Annotated in this window: 1 protein-coding gene; it reads right to left on the minus strand. The window is 72.6% G+C overall.

Annotated features, from left to right (window positions below; all coding sequences use genetic code 11):
- Positions 1-33: 33 nt before the first annotated feature.
- On the minus strand, positions 34-19,383 hold the full coding sequence (locus F9C12_RS05100) for a type I polyketide synthase (RefSeq protein ID WP_409464964.1): 19,350 nt from the start codon (positions 19,381-19,383) through the stop codon (positions 34-36).
- Positions 19,384-19,401: the final 18 nt, after the last annotated feature.

Below are 19,401 nucleotides of genomic sequence, written 5' to 3' on the forward strand. Positions count from 1 at the left end.
GATGTTCGATGGTTCACGGTCGGCGGCGCGGATTCACTCGAGTCCGTCGACGAGTGCGAACAGCTCGTCGTCGGAGGCGCTCTCGAGCTCTTCCTCGCGCCGTTTCTTGGTCTTCGCGGCGGTCTGGTCGCCGAGGACCTCCAGCAGCCTGCGCAGCCGTTCGCCCGCTTCGGCCCACACCGGTTCGTCGGCCGCCCCGTCCCGCAGCGCGGCTTCGAGCCTGCCGATCTCGGCCAGCACCGGCTCCGCGGCGCCGTCCGGGCCGTCCGGCAGCAGGTCGGTCCGCAGCCACGCGGCGAGTTCGCTCGGGGTCGGGTAGTCGAACACGAGCGTCGCGGGCAGTTGCCGCCCGGTCGCGACGCCGAGCCGGTTGCGCAGTTCCACCGAGGTCAGCGAGTCGAAACCGAGGTCCTTGAACGCCTTCCGGTCCTCGATCGCCTCCGCCGAGGCGTGCCCGAGCACGATCGCCACCTCGGTGCGCACCAATTCGGCGAGCGCCCGCTCCTGCTCCGCGCGGCCCAGTCCGGCCAGCCGGGCGGCCAGGTCCCCTTCGGGGCGGGCCGACGGCTCGGCCGCGGTGCTCGCCATCCGGCGGATCTCGGGCAGGTCCCGCATCAGCGGCGCGGCGCGCAGCCCCGCCGTGCCCGGCCCCGAGGCGAGTTCGGCCCAGTCGACGTCCATCACGGTGAGCACCGGGTCCGGTCCGCGCAGGGCCTCGCCCAGCGCCCGTGCGGCCAGCCTCGGGTCCATCGCGGGCATCGCGCCGCGTTCGAGCCGTTTGCGCGCCGCCGCGGTGGACTCGGCGAGCCCACCCCCGGCCCAGACGCCCCAGGCCACTGCCAGCCCGGCCAGTCCGCGCGCCCGGCGATGCTCCGCCAACGCGTCCAGGTATGCGTTCGCCGCCGCGTAGTTGCCCTGGCCCGGACCGCCCAGCGTCGAAGCCGCCGACGAGAACAGGACGAACGCGTCCAGGTCGAGATCCGCGGTCAGCTCGTCCAGGTCCTTCGCCGACGCCGCCTTCGCCGCCAGCACCGACTCCAAACGCGACACCGAAAGCCGGTCCAGCACACCGTCGTCCAGCACGCCCGCGGTGTGCAGCACGGAGGACAGCTCCGGACCGCACCACTCGACCAAGCCCGCCAACGCCGACCGCTCCGTGACGTCGCACGCCACCACCTCGACCGAGGCGCCCAGCGCGGCCAGTTCCGCGACGGTCGCGGCGACCCCGCGTGCCGCGGGACCGGAACGGCTCGTCAGCACGACCCGAGGCGCGCCCTGTTCGGCGAGCCACCTCGCGACATGCCCGGCGATCGCGCCGGTGCCGCCGGTGACCAGCGCCGTGCCTCGCGGCGTCCACGGCTGCGCCGCCGGTCGTCCGGCGTGCACGAGCCGACGGCCGAGCACGCCCGCCGGACGGAGCGCGACCTCGGACTCGCCGCATCCGGCGAGCACCGAAACCAGCCGCGCACCCGCCCGCTCGTCGAACCTCTCCGGCAGATCAATCAACCCGCCCCACCGGTCCGGATGTTCCAAGCCGACCACGCGGCCCAGACCCCACACCTGCGCCTGCACCGGGCTGACCAGGGTTTCCCCCGGCCCGGCCGCCACCGCGCCCCGAGTCGCCAGCCACAGCGGGGCGTCGATGAGCGCGTCGCCGAGCGCCTGCACCAGGCCGAGCGTCGCCGCCAAGCCCGCCGGCACCGAGGAATGTCCGTCGACCGGCGTCTCGTCCAGGGCCAGCAGCGACACCACCCCGGACAGCGCATCGCGGTCGAGGTCGGACAGCAGCGCGGCGAACTCGGCACGGTCCACCGTCCCGGCCGGGCATTCGACCACGGTCACGTCCGCGCCCCGGGTTTCCAGCGCTGCCAGGCAATCCCGGGCAGTGTCGGCGTCCGGCGCGACGACGAGCCAGGTCCCGGACAGCACGCGGGCGTCCGGCTCCGGGACCGGGGCCCAGGTGATGCGGTAACGCCAGCTCGCGGTGGTCGACCGGTCCTGCTCGCGTCGCCGCCAGGAGGCCAGCGCGGGCAGCACCTCGTGGAACGGCCGTGTGCTGTCCACCGACAGCGAGTCGGCGAGGCCGCTCAGGTCGCCCCCTTCGACCGCCGCCCAGAACTCGGCGTCGGCCGCGCTGTCCCGGACCTCCGGCGCGCCGGCCTTCGGCAGCTTCAGGATGCCTTCCGGCCAGAACCGCTGCGTGCGGAAGGCGTAGGTCGGCAGGTCCAGCCGCTGGCCGGCGGGCAGCACGGCGTGCCAGTCCACGTGCACGCCGCGCACGAACGCCTGCGCCAGCCCGGCGATCAGACCGGTGCCGTCCTTGCGCTGCAACGGCACGAACGCCGCGTCCGCGGAGCCGAGAGCGGACAGCGAACCGTCCGGCCCGACCTCCAGGAACACCGAAATACCTTGCGCGACAAGAGCATCTACCGCATCCCCGAACCGCACCGGGCGACGCGTCTGCGCAGGCCAGTAACCGGCCTCGCACTCCGTCAGCACTTCACCGGTCAACGCGCCCGCCCACAGCAGCTCCGGACGCTCATAGGTGAGCCCGTCAGCCACCTCGCGCAGCTCGTCCAGCACTGGATCCATGGCGGCGGAATGGAACGCATGGCTGACCCGCAGCCGCCGAACCCGACGCCCGCGCTCCTTCCACAGCGCCACAATCTGGTCAACCGCCTCGGTGTCGCCGGAAATCACCACCGACTCCGGACCGTTCACCGCCGCGATCGACATGCCGTCGATCAGCGTTTCGGCCACCTCGGCCTCCGACGCGTTGACCGCCGCCATCGCACCACCGACCGGCAACGCCTGCATCAACCGAGCGCGAGTAGCGACCAGACGGCACGCATCAGGCAGAGAAAGCACGCCAGCCGCGTGTGCCGCGGCGACCTCGCCGACCGAATGCCCGACCACCGCATCCGCCCGAACACCCGCCGCCCGCAGCACCTCGAACAGCGCTACCTCGAAGGCGAACAATCCCGCCTGCGCGAACAAGGTCTGATCGCCGTCCCGGGTTCCCGGGTCCAGCACGACTTCCCGGACCGAAACACCCAGTTCCTGCTCCAGCAGATCCGAAACCCGGTCGAAGGCGCCGGCGAACACCGGGTTCGCCTCGTAGAGGTCCCAACCCATGCCCGCCCACTGCGAACCCTGGCCCGCGAAAACCAAACCCACCCGAACACCCGGATCCGCAACGCCCGAGACCACCGAACCCGACGACACCCCGGCCGCCAGATCCGACAAACCACTCAGCACGTCGTCCCCGACCACCACCGCCCGGTGCTCGAACACCGACCGCGTCGTAGCCAACGACCACCCGACATCCACCGGATCCAACCCACGCCCGGCCACCCACTCGCGAAGCCGACCCGCCTGCGCGGCCAGCCCGTCCGCGCTGCGGCTCGACAGCACCCAGGCCGTGGGTTCGCCGGTCGGCGCCGCGGCCGCGAGCTCCGGCGCGGGAGCCTCCTCGATGATGACGTGCGCGTTGGTGCCGCTCATGCCGAACGCGGAAACACCGGCGCGGCGCGGATGCCCGTTGGGCCGCCACGGCGTGCTCTCGGTCAGCAGCTCGACCTGACCGGCCGTCCAGTCCACATGGGACGACGGCGTCTCGGCGTGCAACGTGCGCGGAATCTCCTGATGCTGCAACGCCAGCACCATCTTGATCACCCCGGCCACACCAGCCGCCGCCTGCGTGTGGCCAATGTTCGACTTCACCGAACCCAGCCACAACGGACGCTCCCTATCCCGGCCATACGTCGCCAGCAACGCCTGCGCCTCAATCGGATCACCGAGCTTCGTCCCGGTACCGTGCGCCTCCACCACGTCCACCTCGGACGCCGACAACCCCGCATTCGCCAACGCCGCACGAATAACCCGCTGCTGCGAAGGACCATTCGGCGCCGTCAACCCATTCGACGCACCGTCCTGATTCACCGCCGAACCCCGCACCACCGCCAGCACCCGATGGCCGTTGCGCTCGGCCTCGGAAACCCGTTCGACGACCAGCATGCCCACGCCTTCGCCCCAGCCGGTGCCGTCGGCGTCGTCGGAGAACGCCCGGCACCGCCCGTCGGTGGAAAGCCCCTGCTGGCGCGAGAAGTCGACGAAGATGCCGGGGTTGGCCATCACGGTGACCCCGCCGGCCAGCGCCAGCGAGCACTCGCCCGACCGCACCGCCTGAACCGCGAGATGCAGCGCCACCAACGACGACGAACACGCCGTGTCGATCGTGACCGCAGGCCCTTCCAAACCGAGCACATAGGACACCCGCCCCGACAGCACGCTCGTGGAGTTGCCCGTCATCAGGTGTCCTTCGGCACCGGAACCGGCTTGGCCGGACAGGGTGACGCCGAACCCGTAGCCGGAAGCGAAGCCGCCGGCGAACACGCCGGTCGTGGTGCCCTTGAGCGCGGCGGGGTCGATTCCGGAGCGCTCCAGCGCTTCCCACGAGGTCTGCAGGAGCAGCCGCTGCTGCGGGTCCATCGCCAGCGCCTCGCGCGGGCTGATCCCGAAGAACGCCGCGTCGAACTCCGTGGCGTCGCGCAGGAACGCGCCCGACTGCGTGTAGGAGGTGCCGGCGCTGCCCCGGTCGGGGTCGTAGAACCCTTCCAGATCCCAGCCGCGGTCAGTGGGGAACGCGCCCACCGCGTCCGTGCCCGAACGCAACAACTCCCAGAACTCGTCCGGACTCGCCGCACCGCCCGGGAACCGGCACGCCATCCCCACGATCGCCAACGGCTCGTCCACCGGCGCCGCAGCCACGGGAGCCGCGGCCGCGGGGGCGGTCAGGCCGCCGGTCAGTTCCTCGCGGAGGAACGCGGCCAGCGCCACCGGCGTCGGGTAGTCGAACACCACCGTGGCGGGCAGCCGCAGCTTGGTGGCCGCGCCCAGCCGGTTGCGCAGCTCGACCGAGGTCAGCGAGTCGAAACCGAGGTCCTTGAACGCCTTCCGGTCCTCGATCGCCTCCGCCGAGGCGTGCCCGAGCACGATCGCCACCTCGGTGCGCACCAATTCGGCGAGCATCCGCTCCTGCTCCGCCGGGTTCAGCGCGGCCAGCGTGCGGGCGAGGTCGCCCTCGCCGCGCGCGGTGTCCGCGGCGGCTTTCGCGGAGCCGAGCCGCCGCACTTCCGGCAGCTCCTGCACCAACGGCGCGTTCCGCAACTCGGCGGACGACTCCAGCTGTGCCCAGTCGACGTCCATCACGGTGACCGCGGCGTCCGGCCCGTCGAGGGCTTCGCCGAGCGCCCGCGCGGCGAGCTGCGGGTCCATCGCGGGCATCAGGCCGCGCTTGACCCGTTCCCGCACGACCTCGCTCGATTCGGCGAAACCGCCGCCGGCCCAGACGCCCCAGGCCACTGTCAGCCCGGGCAGCCCGCGCGCCCGGCGATGCTCCGCCAACGCGTCCAAATACGCGTTCGCCGCCGCATAATTCCCCTGACCCGGACCGCCCAGCGTCGAAGCCGCCGACGAAAACAGCACGAACGCATCCAGATCAAGATCCGCCGTCAGCTCATCCAGATCCTTCGCCGACGCCGCCTTCGCCGCCAGCACCGTCTCCAGACGCGACACCGACAACCGGTCCACCACACCGTCATCCAGCACCGCAGCGGTGTGCAGCACCGAAGACAACTCCGGACCACACCACTCGACCAAACCAGCCAACGCCGGCCGATCGGTGACGTCACACGCCACCACGTCGACGGAGGTGCCCCGCTCGGCGAGCAGCGCCGCCGTGCCCGCGACGTCCCGCGCACCGGCGCCGGAACGGCTGGTCAGCACCACGCGCGGCGCGCCACGCTCGGCCAGCCAGTGCGACACGTGGCCCGCGATCGCGCCGGTCCCGCCGGTGATCAGCACCGCGCCCCGGGGCGACCAGCCCTCGGCGTCCCGGCCCCGCGCGGCGCGGCCCAGCCGGCGGCCGAGCACACCCGCCGGCCGGATGGCCACCTCGGGTTCCCCGGCCCCGGCGAGCACCGAAACCAGCCGCGCACCCGCACGCTCGTCGAACCTCTCCGGCAGATCGATCAACCCGCCCCACCGGTCCGGATGTTCCAAGCCGACCACGCGGCCCAGACCCCACACCTGCGCCTGCACCGGGCTGACCAGGGTTTCCCCCGGCCCGGCCGCCACCGCGCCCCGGGTCGCCAGCCACAGCGGGGCGTCGATGAGCGCGTCGCCGAGCGCCTGCACCAGGCCGAGCGTGGAGGCCAATCCCCCGGCCACGGCGGGATGTCCCGGCGCCGGGGTCTCGTCCAAGGCCAGCAGCGACAGCACGCCGCGCACCTCGGCGGGATCGACGTCGTCGAACTCGGCCGCGATCTCGAGGCGGTCCGCCGTGCCGGCCGGGAGCCGGATCACCCGGGTCTCCGCGCCGCGCGAGGACAACGCCTCCGCGTAGCCGGCGACGTCGTGGTCCGCCGGGGCGACGAGCAGCCACGCGCCGGTCAGCGGCCGCGGGTCGAGTCCCTCGACCGGCGTCCAGTTGATCCGGTAGCGCCAGTCCGCGGTGGCCGAACGGTTCTGCTCGCGCCGCCGCCAGGAAGCCAGCGCGGGCAGCACCTCGCCGAGCTTCGTGTGGTCCTCGAGGGACAGCCGGTCGGCGAGGTCGGCGAGGTCGCCGTTCTCCACCGCCGCCCAGAATTCGGCGTCGGCGTCGGCGGCGGAGGCGGGGCTGTCGTCCGCACCGGCCTTCGGCATCGCCAGGATGCCGTCGGGCCAGTAACGCTGGTGCTGGAAGGCATACGTCGGCAGCTGCACGCGGTTTCCCTGGGGAATCAGCGTGCTCCAGTCGACACTCACCCCCTGCACGAAGGCCCTCGCCAGCCCGGCGATCAGACCAGTGCCGTCCTTGCGCTGCAACGGCACGAACACCGCACCGGCCGGACCCAGCGCCGAGAGCGAACCGTCCGGCCCGACCTCCAAGAACACCGAAACCCCTTGCGCGACAAGGGACTCCACCGCATCCCCGAACCGCACCGGGCGACGCGTCTGCGCAGGCCAATAACCAGCCTCGCAGTCCGAGACCAGCTCACCGGTCAACGCGCCCGCCCACAACACTTCCGGACGCTCATAGGTGAGCCCCTCGGCCACCCCGCGCAACTCCTCCAGCACCGGATCCATCGCCGCGGAATGGAACGCATGACTCACCCGCAACCGCCGAACCCGCGACCCGCGCTCCTTCCACAACGCCACAAGCCGGTCGACCGCCTCGGCCTCGCCGGAAACCACCACCGACTCCGGACCGTTCACCGCCGCGATCGACACCCCATCCACCAAGGACTCGACAACCTCGGCCTCCGGAGCATTGACCGCCGCCATCGCACCACCCACCGGCAACGCCTGCATCAACCGCGCACGAGCCGCCACCAACCGACACGCATCCGACAGAGACAACACACCAGCCGCATGTGCCGCAGCCACCTCACCGACCGAATGCCCCACCACCGCATCCGCACCAACACCCGCCGCCCGCAACACCTCGAACAACGCCACCTCGAACGCGAACAACCCCGCCTGCGCATACAAAGTCTGATCACTGCCCGGCGTCTCCGAATCCAGAACCACATCCCGAACCGAAACACCCAACTCCAGCTCCAACAGACCCGAAACCCGGTCAAACACCTCCGCAAACACCGGACTCGACTCATACAAACCCCGGCCCATGCCCGCCCACTGCGAGCCCTGACCCGCGAACACCAGACCCACCCGAACACCCGGATCAGCAACCCCGGACACCACCGAACCCGACGACACCCCGGCCGCCAGATCCGACAAACCACTCAGCACGTCGTCCCCGACCACCACCGCCCGGTGCTCGAACACCGACCGCGTCGTAGCCAACGACCACCCGACATCCACCGGATCCAACCCACGGCCGACCACCCACTCGCGAAGCCGACCCGCCTGCGCGGCCAGCCCGTCCGCGCTGCGACCCGACAGCACCCAAGGCCGCACCCCCGACACCACCGGAGCCGGATCGGCCGCCGGAACCTCTTCGGCGGCAGGCGCTTCCTCGACGATCACATGCGCGTTGGTCCCGCTGATCCCGAACGCCGACACGCCCGCCCGGCGAACCCGTCCCCCGGATTCCCAGGCCACGTTCTCCGTCAGCAGCTCGACCTGACCCGCCGTCCAGTCCACATGCGACGAAGGCGTCTCGACATGCAACGTCCGCGGAAGCTCCTTGTTCCGCAACGCCAACACCATCTTGATCACGCCAGCCACCCCAGCCGCCGCCTGCGTGTGGCCAATGTTCGACTTCACCGAACCCAGCCACAGCGGGTCCCGCCCGGCCCGTTCCTGTCCGTAAGTCGCCAGCAACGCCTGCGCCTCGATCGGATCGCCCAGCGTCGTACCGGTGCCGTGCGCCTCCACCACGTCCACCTCGGACGCCGACAACCCGGCATTCGCCAGTGCCGCGCGAATAACACGCTGCTGAGAAGGACCGTTCGGCGCGGACAGGCCGTTGGACGCACCGTCCTGGTTGATCGCGCTTCCCCGCACCACGGCGAGGACTTCGTGGCCCTTGCGCCGGGCATCGGAGAGCCGTTCGACGACCAGCATGCCCACGCCCTCGGCCCAGCCGGTGCCGTCGGCGTCGTCGGAGAACGCCCGGCACCGCCCGTCCACGGACAAGCCCTGCTGGCGCGAGAACTCGACAAAGGAGAACGGAGTCGCCATCACCGTGACCCCGCCGGCCAGCGCCAGCGAGCACTCGCCCGACCGCACCGCCTGAACCGCGAGATGCAGCGCCACCAACGACGACGAACACGCCGTGTCGATCGTGACCGCAGGCCCTTCCAAACCGAGCACATAGGACAGTCGCCCGGACAGCACGCTCGTGGAGTTGCCCGTCATCAGGTGCCCTTCGACCCCGGCGCCGTCCTGACCGGTCAGCGCCATGCCGATGGCGTAGCCGGAGCCGAAACCGCCCGCGAACACACCGGTGGCGCTGCCCTTGAGCGTGGTCGGGTCGATCCCGGCGCCTTCCAACGCCTGCCAGGCGGTTTCCAACAGCAACCGCTGCTGCGGATCCATCGCCAGCGCCTCGCGCGGGCTGATCCCGAAGAACCCGGCGTCGAAGCCGGTGGCGTCCCGCAGGAAAGCACCGGAACGGGTGTAGGTGGTGCCTTCGCTCTCCCGGTCGGGGTCGTAGAACCCCTCCAAATCCCAGCCGCGGTCGGTCGGGAACGCACCCACCGCGTCCGTGCCCGAACGCAACAACTCCCAGAACTCGTCCGGACTCGCCGCACCACCCGGGAACCGGCACGCCATCCCCACGATCGCCAACGGCTCGTCCGCCGGCGCCACGGGAGCCGCCGGCGCCGCGACCTGTTCCCGGTCGCCCGTCAGCTCGCCGCGCAGGAAACCGGCCAGCGCGAGCGGCGTCGGGTAGTCGAACACCAGCGTGGCGGGCAGCCGCAGCTTGGTGGCCGCGTTGAGCTGGTTGCGCAATTCCACCGAGGTCAGCGAGTCGAACCCGAGGTCCCGGAACGCCTGCCGGGCCTGCACCATCTCCGCCGACGCGTGTCCGAGGACGACCGCGGCCTGCGCGCGGACCACGTCGGTCAGCACGCGCTCCTGTTCGGCGTGGCTGAGCCCGGCGAGCCGCTGCGACAGCTCTCCCGCCGCCGGGGCCGAGGTCCGGTTCGCCGCGGCGTCGGCGGCCAGCCGGCGGATCTCCGGCAGGTCCCGCACCAGCGGCATCCGGTGCACTTCGGCGGTGCCCGCGGCGGACCCGAGCCGGTCCCAGTCCACGTCCATCACGGTGACCACGGGGTCGGCGCCCGCCAGCGACTCGGCCAGCGCGCGCACGGCGAGCCTCGGCTCCATCGCGGGCATCGGGATGCGGCGCATCCGCGACCGGATGGCCTCGTTCGAGTCGGCCAGCCCGGTCCCGCCCCACAGCCCCCAGGCGACCGACAGCCCGGCCAGCCCGCGCGCCCGGCGATGCTCCGCCAACGCGTCCAAATACGCGTTCGCCGCCGCATAATTGCCCTGACCCGGACCGCCCAGCGTCGAAGCCGCCGACGAAAACAGCACGAACGCATCCAGATCAAGATCCGCCGTCAGCTCATCCAGATCCTTCGCCGACGCCGCCTTCGCCGCCAGCACCGTCTCCAGGCGTGGCACCGACAACCGGTCCACCACACCGTCATCCAGCACCGCGGCGGTGTGCAGCACCGAAGACAACTCCGGACCGCACCACTCGACCAACCCAGCCAACGCCGGCCGATCGGTGACATCGCAGGAAACCACGTCCACCGCGGTGCCCTGCTCCGCCAGCAACGCCGCCGTCTCGGCGACGCCGGTCGCGGCGGGTCCGGAGCGTCCGGTCAGCACCAGGCGCGGCGCGCCCTGCTCAGCCAGCCACCGCGACACATGCCCGGCGATCGCGCCGGTGCCGCCGGTGACCAGCGCCGTGCCTCGCGGCGACCAGGTCCGGCCCGCACGCGGGCGAGGCGCCCGCGACAGACGGCGGCCGAGAATCCCGGCCGGGCGCAGGGCCACCTCGGGCTCCCCCGCCCCGGCGAGCACCGACACGAGCCGCGCACCCGCACGCTCGTCGAAAGTCTCCGGCAGGTCGATCAGCCCGCCCCACCGCTCCGGGTGCTCCAGGCCGACCACTCGGCCCAGGCCCCAGACCTGCGCCTGCACCGGGTTCGTCAGCGTCTCGCCCAGCCCGGCCGCCACGGCGCCTCGGGTGAGCACCCACAGCGGCACGTTCTGCCCGGCGTCGCCGAGCGCTTGCACCAGGCCGAGCGTCGCCGCCAAGCCCACCGGCACCGAGGGATGCCCGGCCACCGGCGACTCGTCCAGCGCCAGCAGCGAAACCACCCCGGACAGCTCGCCGAATTCGGCTCCGGCCAGGATTTCGGCCCGGTCCACGACACCGGCCGGCACCTCGGCCACGACGACCTCGGCGCCGCGCGCGGACAACGCGGCCGCGCACACCGGCTCGACGCCCTCGGGAACCACCAGCAGCCAGGCGCCGGTCAGCGACCCGGTCCCGGCTTCCGCGACCGCGGCCCAGCCGACCCGGTAGCGCCAGTTCGCGGCGGTCGAACGGTCCTGCTCCCGGCGGTGCCAGGACGCCAGCGCGGGCAGCACCTCGTTGAACGGGCGCGCCCCTTCCAGCGACAGCGTTTCGCCGAGCGAAGCCAGGTCGCCCTTCTCCACGGCAGACCAGAATTCGGCGTCCGCCGCGGAGCTGACGAGCCGGCCGTCGCCAGAGGATTTGGCTGTCGGCAAGGGACGCGCACCGGCGGGCCAGTACCGCTGGTGCTGGAACGCGTAGGTGGGCAATTCGATGCGCCGCCCGGCAGGCAGCAGCACGGCCCAGTCCACCGAAGCGCCGCGCACGAAGGCTTCGGCCATCGACCGGACCACTCGGACGGCGCTGTCGTCGCCGCGCCGCAGGGTGCCGCACACCGCGGCCGCCACCGCGCCGGGGCCGGCGGCGGCCGCGGCGTCCTCGACGGTGTCGTTCGTCGCGCCGAGAAGCACCGGATGCGGCGTCACCTCGACGAACAGCTGGTAGCCGCGGTCGGCGAGGATGCGCACGGCGCGCTCGTAGTACACCGGCGCGCGCAGGCTTTCGTACCAGTAGCCAGCGTCGAGTTCTTCGCCGGTGAGGTTCTCCCCGGTCATCGCCGAAACCATCGGCACCCGGCCCTTGCGCGGCTCGATCCCCGCCAGCACCGCGCGGATCTCCTCCTCCAGGCTTTCCACCTGCGCACAATGCGACGCGTAATCCACCGCGACCATCCGCGCCCGCACGCCGTCGGCGTCCAGTTCGGACTTCAGCTCCGCCAACGCCTCCGGCGCACCGGAAACCACCACCGCGGACGGGCCGTTCACCGCGGCGAGCGACAGCCGCTCGCCCCACCGGCCCAGCCGCTCTTCCACTTCGGCGGCAGCAGCGCTCACCGACAACATGCCGCCCAAGCCCGCCAACGCCTTCAACGACTTCGACCGCAGCGCAACAACCTTCGCACCGTCCTCAATGGACAGCATCCCGGCAACCGTCGCCGCGGCGATCTCGCCCTGCGAATGCCCGATCACGGCATCCGGACGGACGCCAGCCGCCTCCCACATCGCGGCGAGAGACACCATCACCGCCCACAACGCGGGCTGGACGACGTCCGCCGACTCCAGTTCGCCTTCGAGCACCTCCGACAGCTTCCAGTCCACAAAGGACTCCAACGCCGCCTCGCACTCCGCCAGCCGCGCCGCGAACACCGGACTCGCCTGTGCCAGCTCCCGCCCCATCCCGACCCACTGCGACCCCTGGCCGGCGAACACGAACGCCACTCTGGTGCTGGACTCCGACACCCCCGAGACCACCTCGGCCGAGGTCTCCCCGGCGGCCAGGCTTTCGAGCCCGCCGGACGGCTCGCCGACGACCACCGCGCGGTGTTCGAACACCGACCGGGCGGTGGCCAGAGACCAGCCCACGTCGACCGGGTCCGCGTCCCGGTTCGCCAGCGCCCATTCGCGCAACCGGCCCGCCTGCGCCGCCAGCGCGGCGCCGGACCGGCCGGACAGCACCCACGCGCCCGCGCCGGACAGCACCGGCTCCGGAGCCGCGGTCTCGGCGTCCTCGGCGGCCTCGGAAGCAGGGGCTTCTTCCATGATCACGTGCACGTTGGTGCCGCTGACGCCGAACGCCGAAACCCCGGCGCGGCGGACCCGGTCACCGGGCGTCCACGGTCGTTTTTCGGTCAGCAGCCGGACATCTCCGGCCTCCCAGTCCACATGCGACGAAGGCGCGTCCACGTGCAGCGTTTGCGGAAGCTCTTCGTGCCGCAACGCGAGCACCATCTTGATCACGCCCGCCACGCCGGCCGCGGCCTGGGTGTGCCCGATGTTGGACTTGACCGAGCCCAGCCACAATGGACGATCCCGGTCCCGGCCATAGGTTGCCAGCAACGCCTGCGCCTCGATCGGGTCGCCCAGCGTCGTTCCCGTGCCGTGCGCCTCCACCACGTCCACCTCGGACGCCGAAACACCCGCATTCGCCAACGCCGCACGAATAACGCGCTGCTGCGAAGGACCATTCGGTGCCGTCAGACCGTTCGACGCACCGTCCTGGTTGACCGCGGAACCTCGCACCACAGCCAGCACCGGGTGCCCGTTGCGCCGGGCATCCGACAGCCGCTCCAGCACCAGCATGCCCGCACCCTCGGCCATGCCCATGCCGTCCGCGGCGTCCGCGAACGCCTTCGACCGGCCGTCGGCCGCGAGACCGCGAGCGTGGGAGAAGGCCAGGAACCCGTCCGGGCTGGCCATGACCGTGGCCCCGCCGGCCAGCGCCAGCGAGCATTCGCCGCCGCGCAGCGCCTGAGTCGCCAGATGCAGCGCGACCAGGGAAGACGAGCACGCGGTGTCGACGGTGACGGCCGGGCCTTCCAGGCCGAGCGCATAGGAAACCCGGCCGGACAGCACGCTGGCCGCGTTGCCGGTCATCAGGTGCGAGCCGAGGTTCTCCAGCTCCTCCTCGTCCTCCATGCTGAGCGCCAGGTAGGACGAGCCGTAGCCGCCGACGAACGCGCCGGTCTGGGAGCCGCGCAGCGTCGCCGGGTCGATCCCGGCGCGTTCGAACGCCTCCCACGAGGTCTCCAGCAGCAACCGCTGCTGCGGGTCCATCGCCAGCGCCTCGCGCGGGCTGATCCCGAAGAACCCGGGGTCGAACGCGCTGGCCTCCCGGAGGAAACCGCCGACCTGCGTGTAGGAAGTCCCCGTGCGTTCGGAATCCGGGTCGTAGAGCGCTTCCAGGTCCCACCCGCGGTCGGTCGGGAAGGTGGAGAGCCCTTCGCCGCCGGCGGCGAGCATTTCCCACAGCGTCTCGGGGCTGGTCGCGCCGCCGGGGAACCGGCAGGCCATGCCGACGATCGCGATCGGCTCGCCGTCCGCCGCCGCCCGCGGCGCCGGTGCGGCGGCGGGCGCCGCGGCGCCGGCGAGGTCGTCCAGGTCGTCGGCGAGCTGCTCCCACAGGAAACCGGCCAGCGCCACCGGGTTCGGGTAGTCGAAGACCAGCGTGGCGGGCAGCCGCAGCCCGGTCGCCGGGTTCAGCCGATTCCGGAACTCGACCGCGATCAGCGAGTCGAACCCGAGGTCGGTGAACGGTTTGCCCGGCTCGATCGCGTCGCCCGAGGAGTGCCCGAGCACCGCGGCCGCGTGCGTGCGGACCAGGTCGACCAGCACCCGGTCGCGTTCCGCCCCGGCCAGCCCGGCGAGTTCGCGGCGCAGCCCGTCGGAAGCGCCGGCGCCCCCGGCGCCCGCGGCGGCGGCTGCGCGGCGCGGGATGAACTCGTCGGCCAGCACCTTCCACAGCGCCGGGATGCCGGTCGCGGCGGCCTGCGCGCGCAGCGCCGCCTTGTCCAGCCGCGCGGTGACGAGGTTCGCGTCGGCCCGGCCGAGCGCGAGGTCGAGCAGCACGAGGCCTTCCTGCTCGTCCAGGGCCATCAGACCGGAACCGGTCATCCGGCGCAGCATGACCTCGTCGAGGTCGCGGCCGATGCCCGCCTCGGGCATCCACGGCCCCCAGGCGAGCGAGGTGCCCGCGAGCCCGGACGCGCGGCGGTGCGCGGCCAGCGCGTCGAGGAAAGCGTTGCCCGCGGCGTAGTTCGCCTGCCCGGCGCCACCGAAGGCGGCGGCGACCGAGGAGAAGACCACGAAGGCGGTCAGGTCGAGGTCGCGGGTCAGCTCGTGCAGATGCCAGCCGGCGTCGACCTTGGGGCGCATTACGGAGACGAGCCGCTCCGGCGTCAGCGATTCGACCATGCTGTCGTCGATGACGCCCGCGGCGTGGAACACCGAGCCGAGCGGACAGTCCGCCGGAACGGCGTCCACCACCGCGGCCAGCGCGTCGCGGTCCGCCGCGTCGCACGCGACGATCCGCACGGAAGCGCCGCGCTCGGCCAGGTCGGCCGCGGTGGCGGCCGCTCCCTCCGCGCCCGCGCCGGAACGGCTGAGCAGGAGCACCCCGGCGGCCCGGCGGGTGGTCACCAGGTGCCGGGCCACGACCCCGCCCAGCGTTCCGGTGCCTCCGGTGATCAGCGCGGTGCGCGCGTCCGGCGCGGCTGCGATGCCGGCCGGGTCGGGCGCCGCCAGTTCGCCGGCCGGGCGGGTCAGCCGCCGGCCGTGCGCCTGTCCGTCGCGGACAGCCAGTTCCGGTTCCCCGCTGCCCAGCGCGGCGGCCAGCGCGGCGACCTCCCCTGCCCCGGAGAGGTCGGCCAGCACGATCCTCTCCGGGTTCTCCAGCTGCGCGGACCGCAGCAGACCCCAGACCGCGCCGGACGCCACGTCCGGCAGGTCCTCCCCGGCCCGCACGGCGACCGCGCCCCGGGTGAGCACGACCAGGCGCGCCGGTTCGAGCCTCGGCTCGGCGAGCACGGCCTGCGTCGCTTCGAGGGCGTGCGCGGTGACGTGCCGGGTCGCGGCCGGCACGTCGTCGGTGTCGCCCTGCACGCACGACAGCACGAGCGCCGGAACGGTCTCGGCGGCGGCCAGCTGTGCGACGTCTTCGTAGGCCTGCACCGGAATCCCGGCCGCGCCGAGTTCCTCGGCCACGCCGAACAGGTCGGCGCCGACGAGCGCCCAGTCGCCGCCGGGGATGTTCTTCTCCGCCAACGGCGTCCACTCGACGGTGAAGAACGCTTCCTTCAGCCAAGCGTCCCCGGCCCGCAACTGCTCCGGCGAGACCGGCCGGGTCACCAGCGAACCCACGGAAACCACCGCGCGGCCGTCGGCGTCCGCACCGGACATGCTCAGGTTGCCCTGCGCGTCCCGGCGCAACCGGACCCGCAGCGTCGCGGCGCCCCGGGAGTGCAATTGCACGCCTGTCCAGGCGAACGGCATCCGGATCTGGCCCTGATCGCTGTCGCCGTCCGCGTCCGGCTTCGCCGCGTCCGCGACGACTCCGGCCAGCAACGCCGAGTCCAGCAGCACCGGATGCAGCCCGTACGCTTCCGCGTCCGCGGCCACCTGCTCCGGCAGCGCGACCTCGGCGAAGATGTCCTCGCCGCGCAGCCAAACCGCCCGCAGCCCTTGGAAGGCCGGGCCGTACACGTCGGCGAGATGCACCGAGTACAGATCGGAGATGTCGACCGCGGCGGCGTCCCGCGGCGGCCACACCGCGAGGTCCGCGGTCGAGACGGGGCTGTCGGATGCGGCGGCGATCACCGCGGCCGCGTTCTTCTCCCACTCGTGGTCCTCGTCCGGCCGGTCGAGCCGGGAGAAGACGTTCACGTCGCGACGGCCGGTGCTGTCGGCCGCGGACACCACGACCTGCACCTGCACGCCGGTGTTGTCCGCGGGCAGCACCAGCGGCGCCTGCAAGGTCAATTCTTCGACCAGCGCGCAGCCGACCTGCCGGCCGGCCTGCGCGACCAGTTCGGCGAATCCGGTGCCGGGCAGCAAAACGACGCCGCCCACGGCGTGGTCGCCCAGCCACGGGTGCGAACGCAGCGAAAGCCGGCCCGTGCAGGCGAGCACGCCGCCGTCGGCCAGTTCCACCACCGCGCCCAGCAGCGGGTGCCCGGCGGTGCCGAGGCCCAGCGACGCCGGGTCGCCGCCGCCGGTCTTGGCTCCGGGCAGCCCGAGGGTGCCCTTCGGCCAGTAACGCTCATGGCGGAACGCGTAAGTGGGCAGTTCCACCCGCTCTCCGGCGGGGAGCACGGCCGTCCAGTCCACCGCGGCCCCGGCGGCGAAAGCCTCGGCCAGCGAGGTCAGCAGCCGGGTCGCGCCGCCGTCGTCCCGGCGCAGCGTGGCGCACACGGCGGCGGGCTGGGTGCCCGGACCCGCTTCGGCGGCGGCCGCGTCGAGGGTGTCAGTCATGGAGGCCAGCAGCACCGGGTGCGGCGTGACCTCGACGAACAGTTGGTGGCCCATGCCCGCGAGAGTGCGGACCGCCTTTTCGAAGCGGACCGTGGCGCGCAGGCTGTCGTACCAGTACCCGGCGTCGAGCGCGGCGCCGTCGAGCAGTTCGCCGGTGACGGCCGAGACGAGCGGCACCCGTCCGGTCCGCGGGCGCACCTCGGCGAGCAGGGACTTGATCTCGTCTTCGAGCTGTTCGACCTGCGCGCAGTGCGAGGCGTAGTCCACCTTCACCAGGCGCTCGCGGATCCCGTCCGCCTGAAGCTGCGCACGCAGCTCGCCCAGCGCTTCGATCTCGCCGGAGACCACCACCGTCGAAGGACCGTTGATCACGGCGACAGAAAGCCGCCCGTCCCACGCCCGCAGCCGCTCTTCGACGCGTTCGACCGGCTCGGTGACCGACAGCATGCCGCCGATGCCGGTGATCGCCCGCAGCGCCCGCGAACGCAGCGCCACCACCTTCGCACCGTCCTCAAGGGACAGAATGCCCGCCACCGTGGCAGCCGCGATCTCGCCCTGCGAGTGGCCGACGACAGCTTCGGGGACGACCCCGGCCGCTTCCCACACCGCGGCCAGCGACACCATCACCGCCCAGAGCGCGGGCTGCACCAGGTCCGCCGACTCCAGCTCGTCCTGGAGCACTTCGGACAGTTTCCAGTCCGCGAAGGGCTCCAGCGCTCGCTCGCATTCGGCGAGGCGTGCCGCGAAAACGGGACTGACCCGCGCCAGCTCGCGGCCCATGCCCAGCCACTGCGAACCCTGGCCGGGGAACACGAACACCGTCCGGGCCTGCCCGTGCGCGACGCCGGTCACGACCGAGGAGACCGTCTCCCCGGCGGTCAGCTCGCGCAGGCCGGCGACCAGCTCCGCGCGTTCGGCGCCGATCACCACGGCGCGGTGTTCGAAGACGGAGCGGGTGCCGGCGAGCGACCAGGCGAGGTCCGTCGCGGACAGTTCGGGGCGGCTCTCCGTCCAGTCGAGCAGCCGTGCGGCCTGCGCGTGCAGACCGTCCGCCGACCGGCCGGAGACCGGCCAGGCGACCGCACCCGAGACCACCGGGGTCCGGGCTTCGGCGGTGTCCTGCGGTTGGTCCTCGGCGTTGTCGTCAGCCTCGGGTTCTTCCAAGGGCGGAGCTTCTTCGATGATGAAGTGCGCGTTCGTTCCGCTCACCCCGAACGAGGACACGCCGCCCCGGCGGGTCCGTTCGCCGGACGGCCACGGCTGCGCTTCCGACAGCAGCCGGACGTCCCCGGCCGACCAGTCGATGTGCGGCGACGGCTCGTCGGCGTGCAAGGTCTGCGGCATGCGCTCGTGCTGCAGCGCGAGCACTGTCTTGATCACGCCCGCGACCCCGGCCGCGGCCTGGGTGTGGCCGAAGTTCGACTTCACCGAGCCCAGCCACGTCGGACGGCCTTCCGCCCGGTCCTGGCCGTAGGTGGCGATCACCGCCTGCGCCTCGATCGGGTCGCCCAGCGTCGTCCCCGTGCCGTGCGCCTCCACCAGGTCGACGTCCTGCGGCGAAAGCCGGGCGCTGGCGAGCGCCGCGCGGATCACCCGCTGCTGCGAGGGGCCGTTCGGCGCGGCGAGGCCGTTGGAGGCGCCGTCCTGGTTGACCGCGGAACCCCGCACCACCGCCAGCACCGGATGCCCGTTGCGCCGGGCGGCCGACAGCCGCTCCAGCACGAGCATGCCCGCGCCCTCGGAGACGCCCATGCCGTCGGCGTCGGCGGAGAACGCCTTGCAGCGTCCGTCCGAGGCCAGGCCGAGCTGGCGCGCGAACTGGGTGAACATGATCGGGATCGCGGTGACGGTGACCCCGCCGGCGAGGGCGAGGTCGCACTCGCCGGTGCGGATCGACTGGCAGGCGAGGTGCAGTGCCACCAGCGAGGACGAGCACGCGGTGTCGACGGTGACCGCGGGCCCTTCCAGGCCCAGCGAGTAGGACACCCGGCCGGAGATGACCGAGGTCGAGGTCCCGGTCATCAGGTGGACGTCCAGGTCCTCTTCGGCGGCGAAGCCGTAGCCGGACAGCGCGGCGCCCGCGAACACGCCGGTCTGCGAGCCGCGCAGCGAAGCCGGGTCGAGCCCCGCCCGCTCCAGCGCTTCCCAGCAGACCTCCAGCAGCACCCGCTGCTGCGGGTCCATCGCGACCGCCTCGCGCGGGCTGACCCCGAAGAATCCGGCGTCGAATCCGCTGGCGTCGTCGATGAACCCGGCCTCGGGCTTGGGCACCGTGCCGTCCGGCTCGCGGCCGAACAGCGCCTCGGCGTCCCAGCCGCGGTCGTCGGGGAACCCGGCGACGCCGTCGGCCCCGGTGGAGAGCAGCCGCCAGAACTCCTTCGGCGACGTCACCCCGCCGGGATAGCGGCACCCGATGCCGACGATCGCGATCGGCTCGCCGTAGCGGTCCTCGACGTCACGAAGGCGCTGACGCGTCTCGTGCAGATTCGTCGTCACCCATTTCAGGTAATCCCGGAGCTTCGCCTCGTCTGCCATCGGTTCTCACCATTCCAG

It is taken from the genome of Amycolatopsis sp. GA6-003, from assembly GCF_046267895.1.
GTDB lineage: Bacteria > Actinomycetota > Actinomycetes > Mycobacteriales > Pseudonocardiaceae > Amycolatopsis.

Excerpts from the sequence above, each read along its gene's own strand:
- F9C12_RS05100 (WP_409464964.1), bottom strand. The coding sequence starts at position 19,383 with ATGGCAGACGAGGCGAAGCTCCGGGATTACCTGAAATGGGTGACGACG.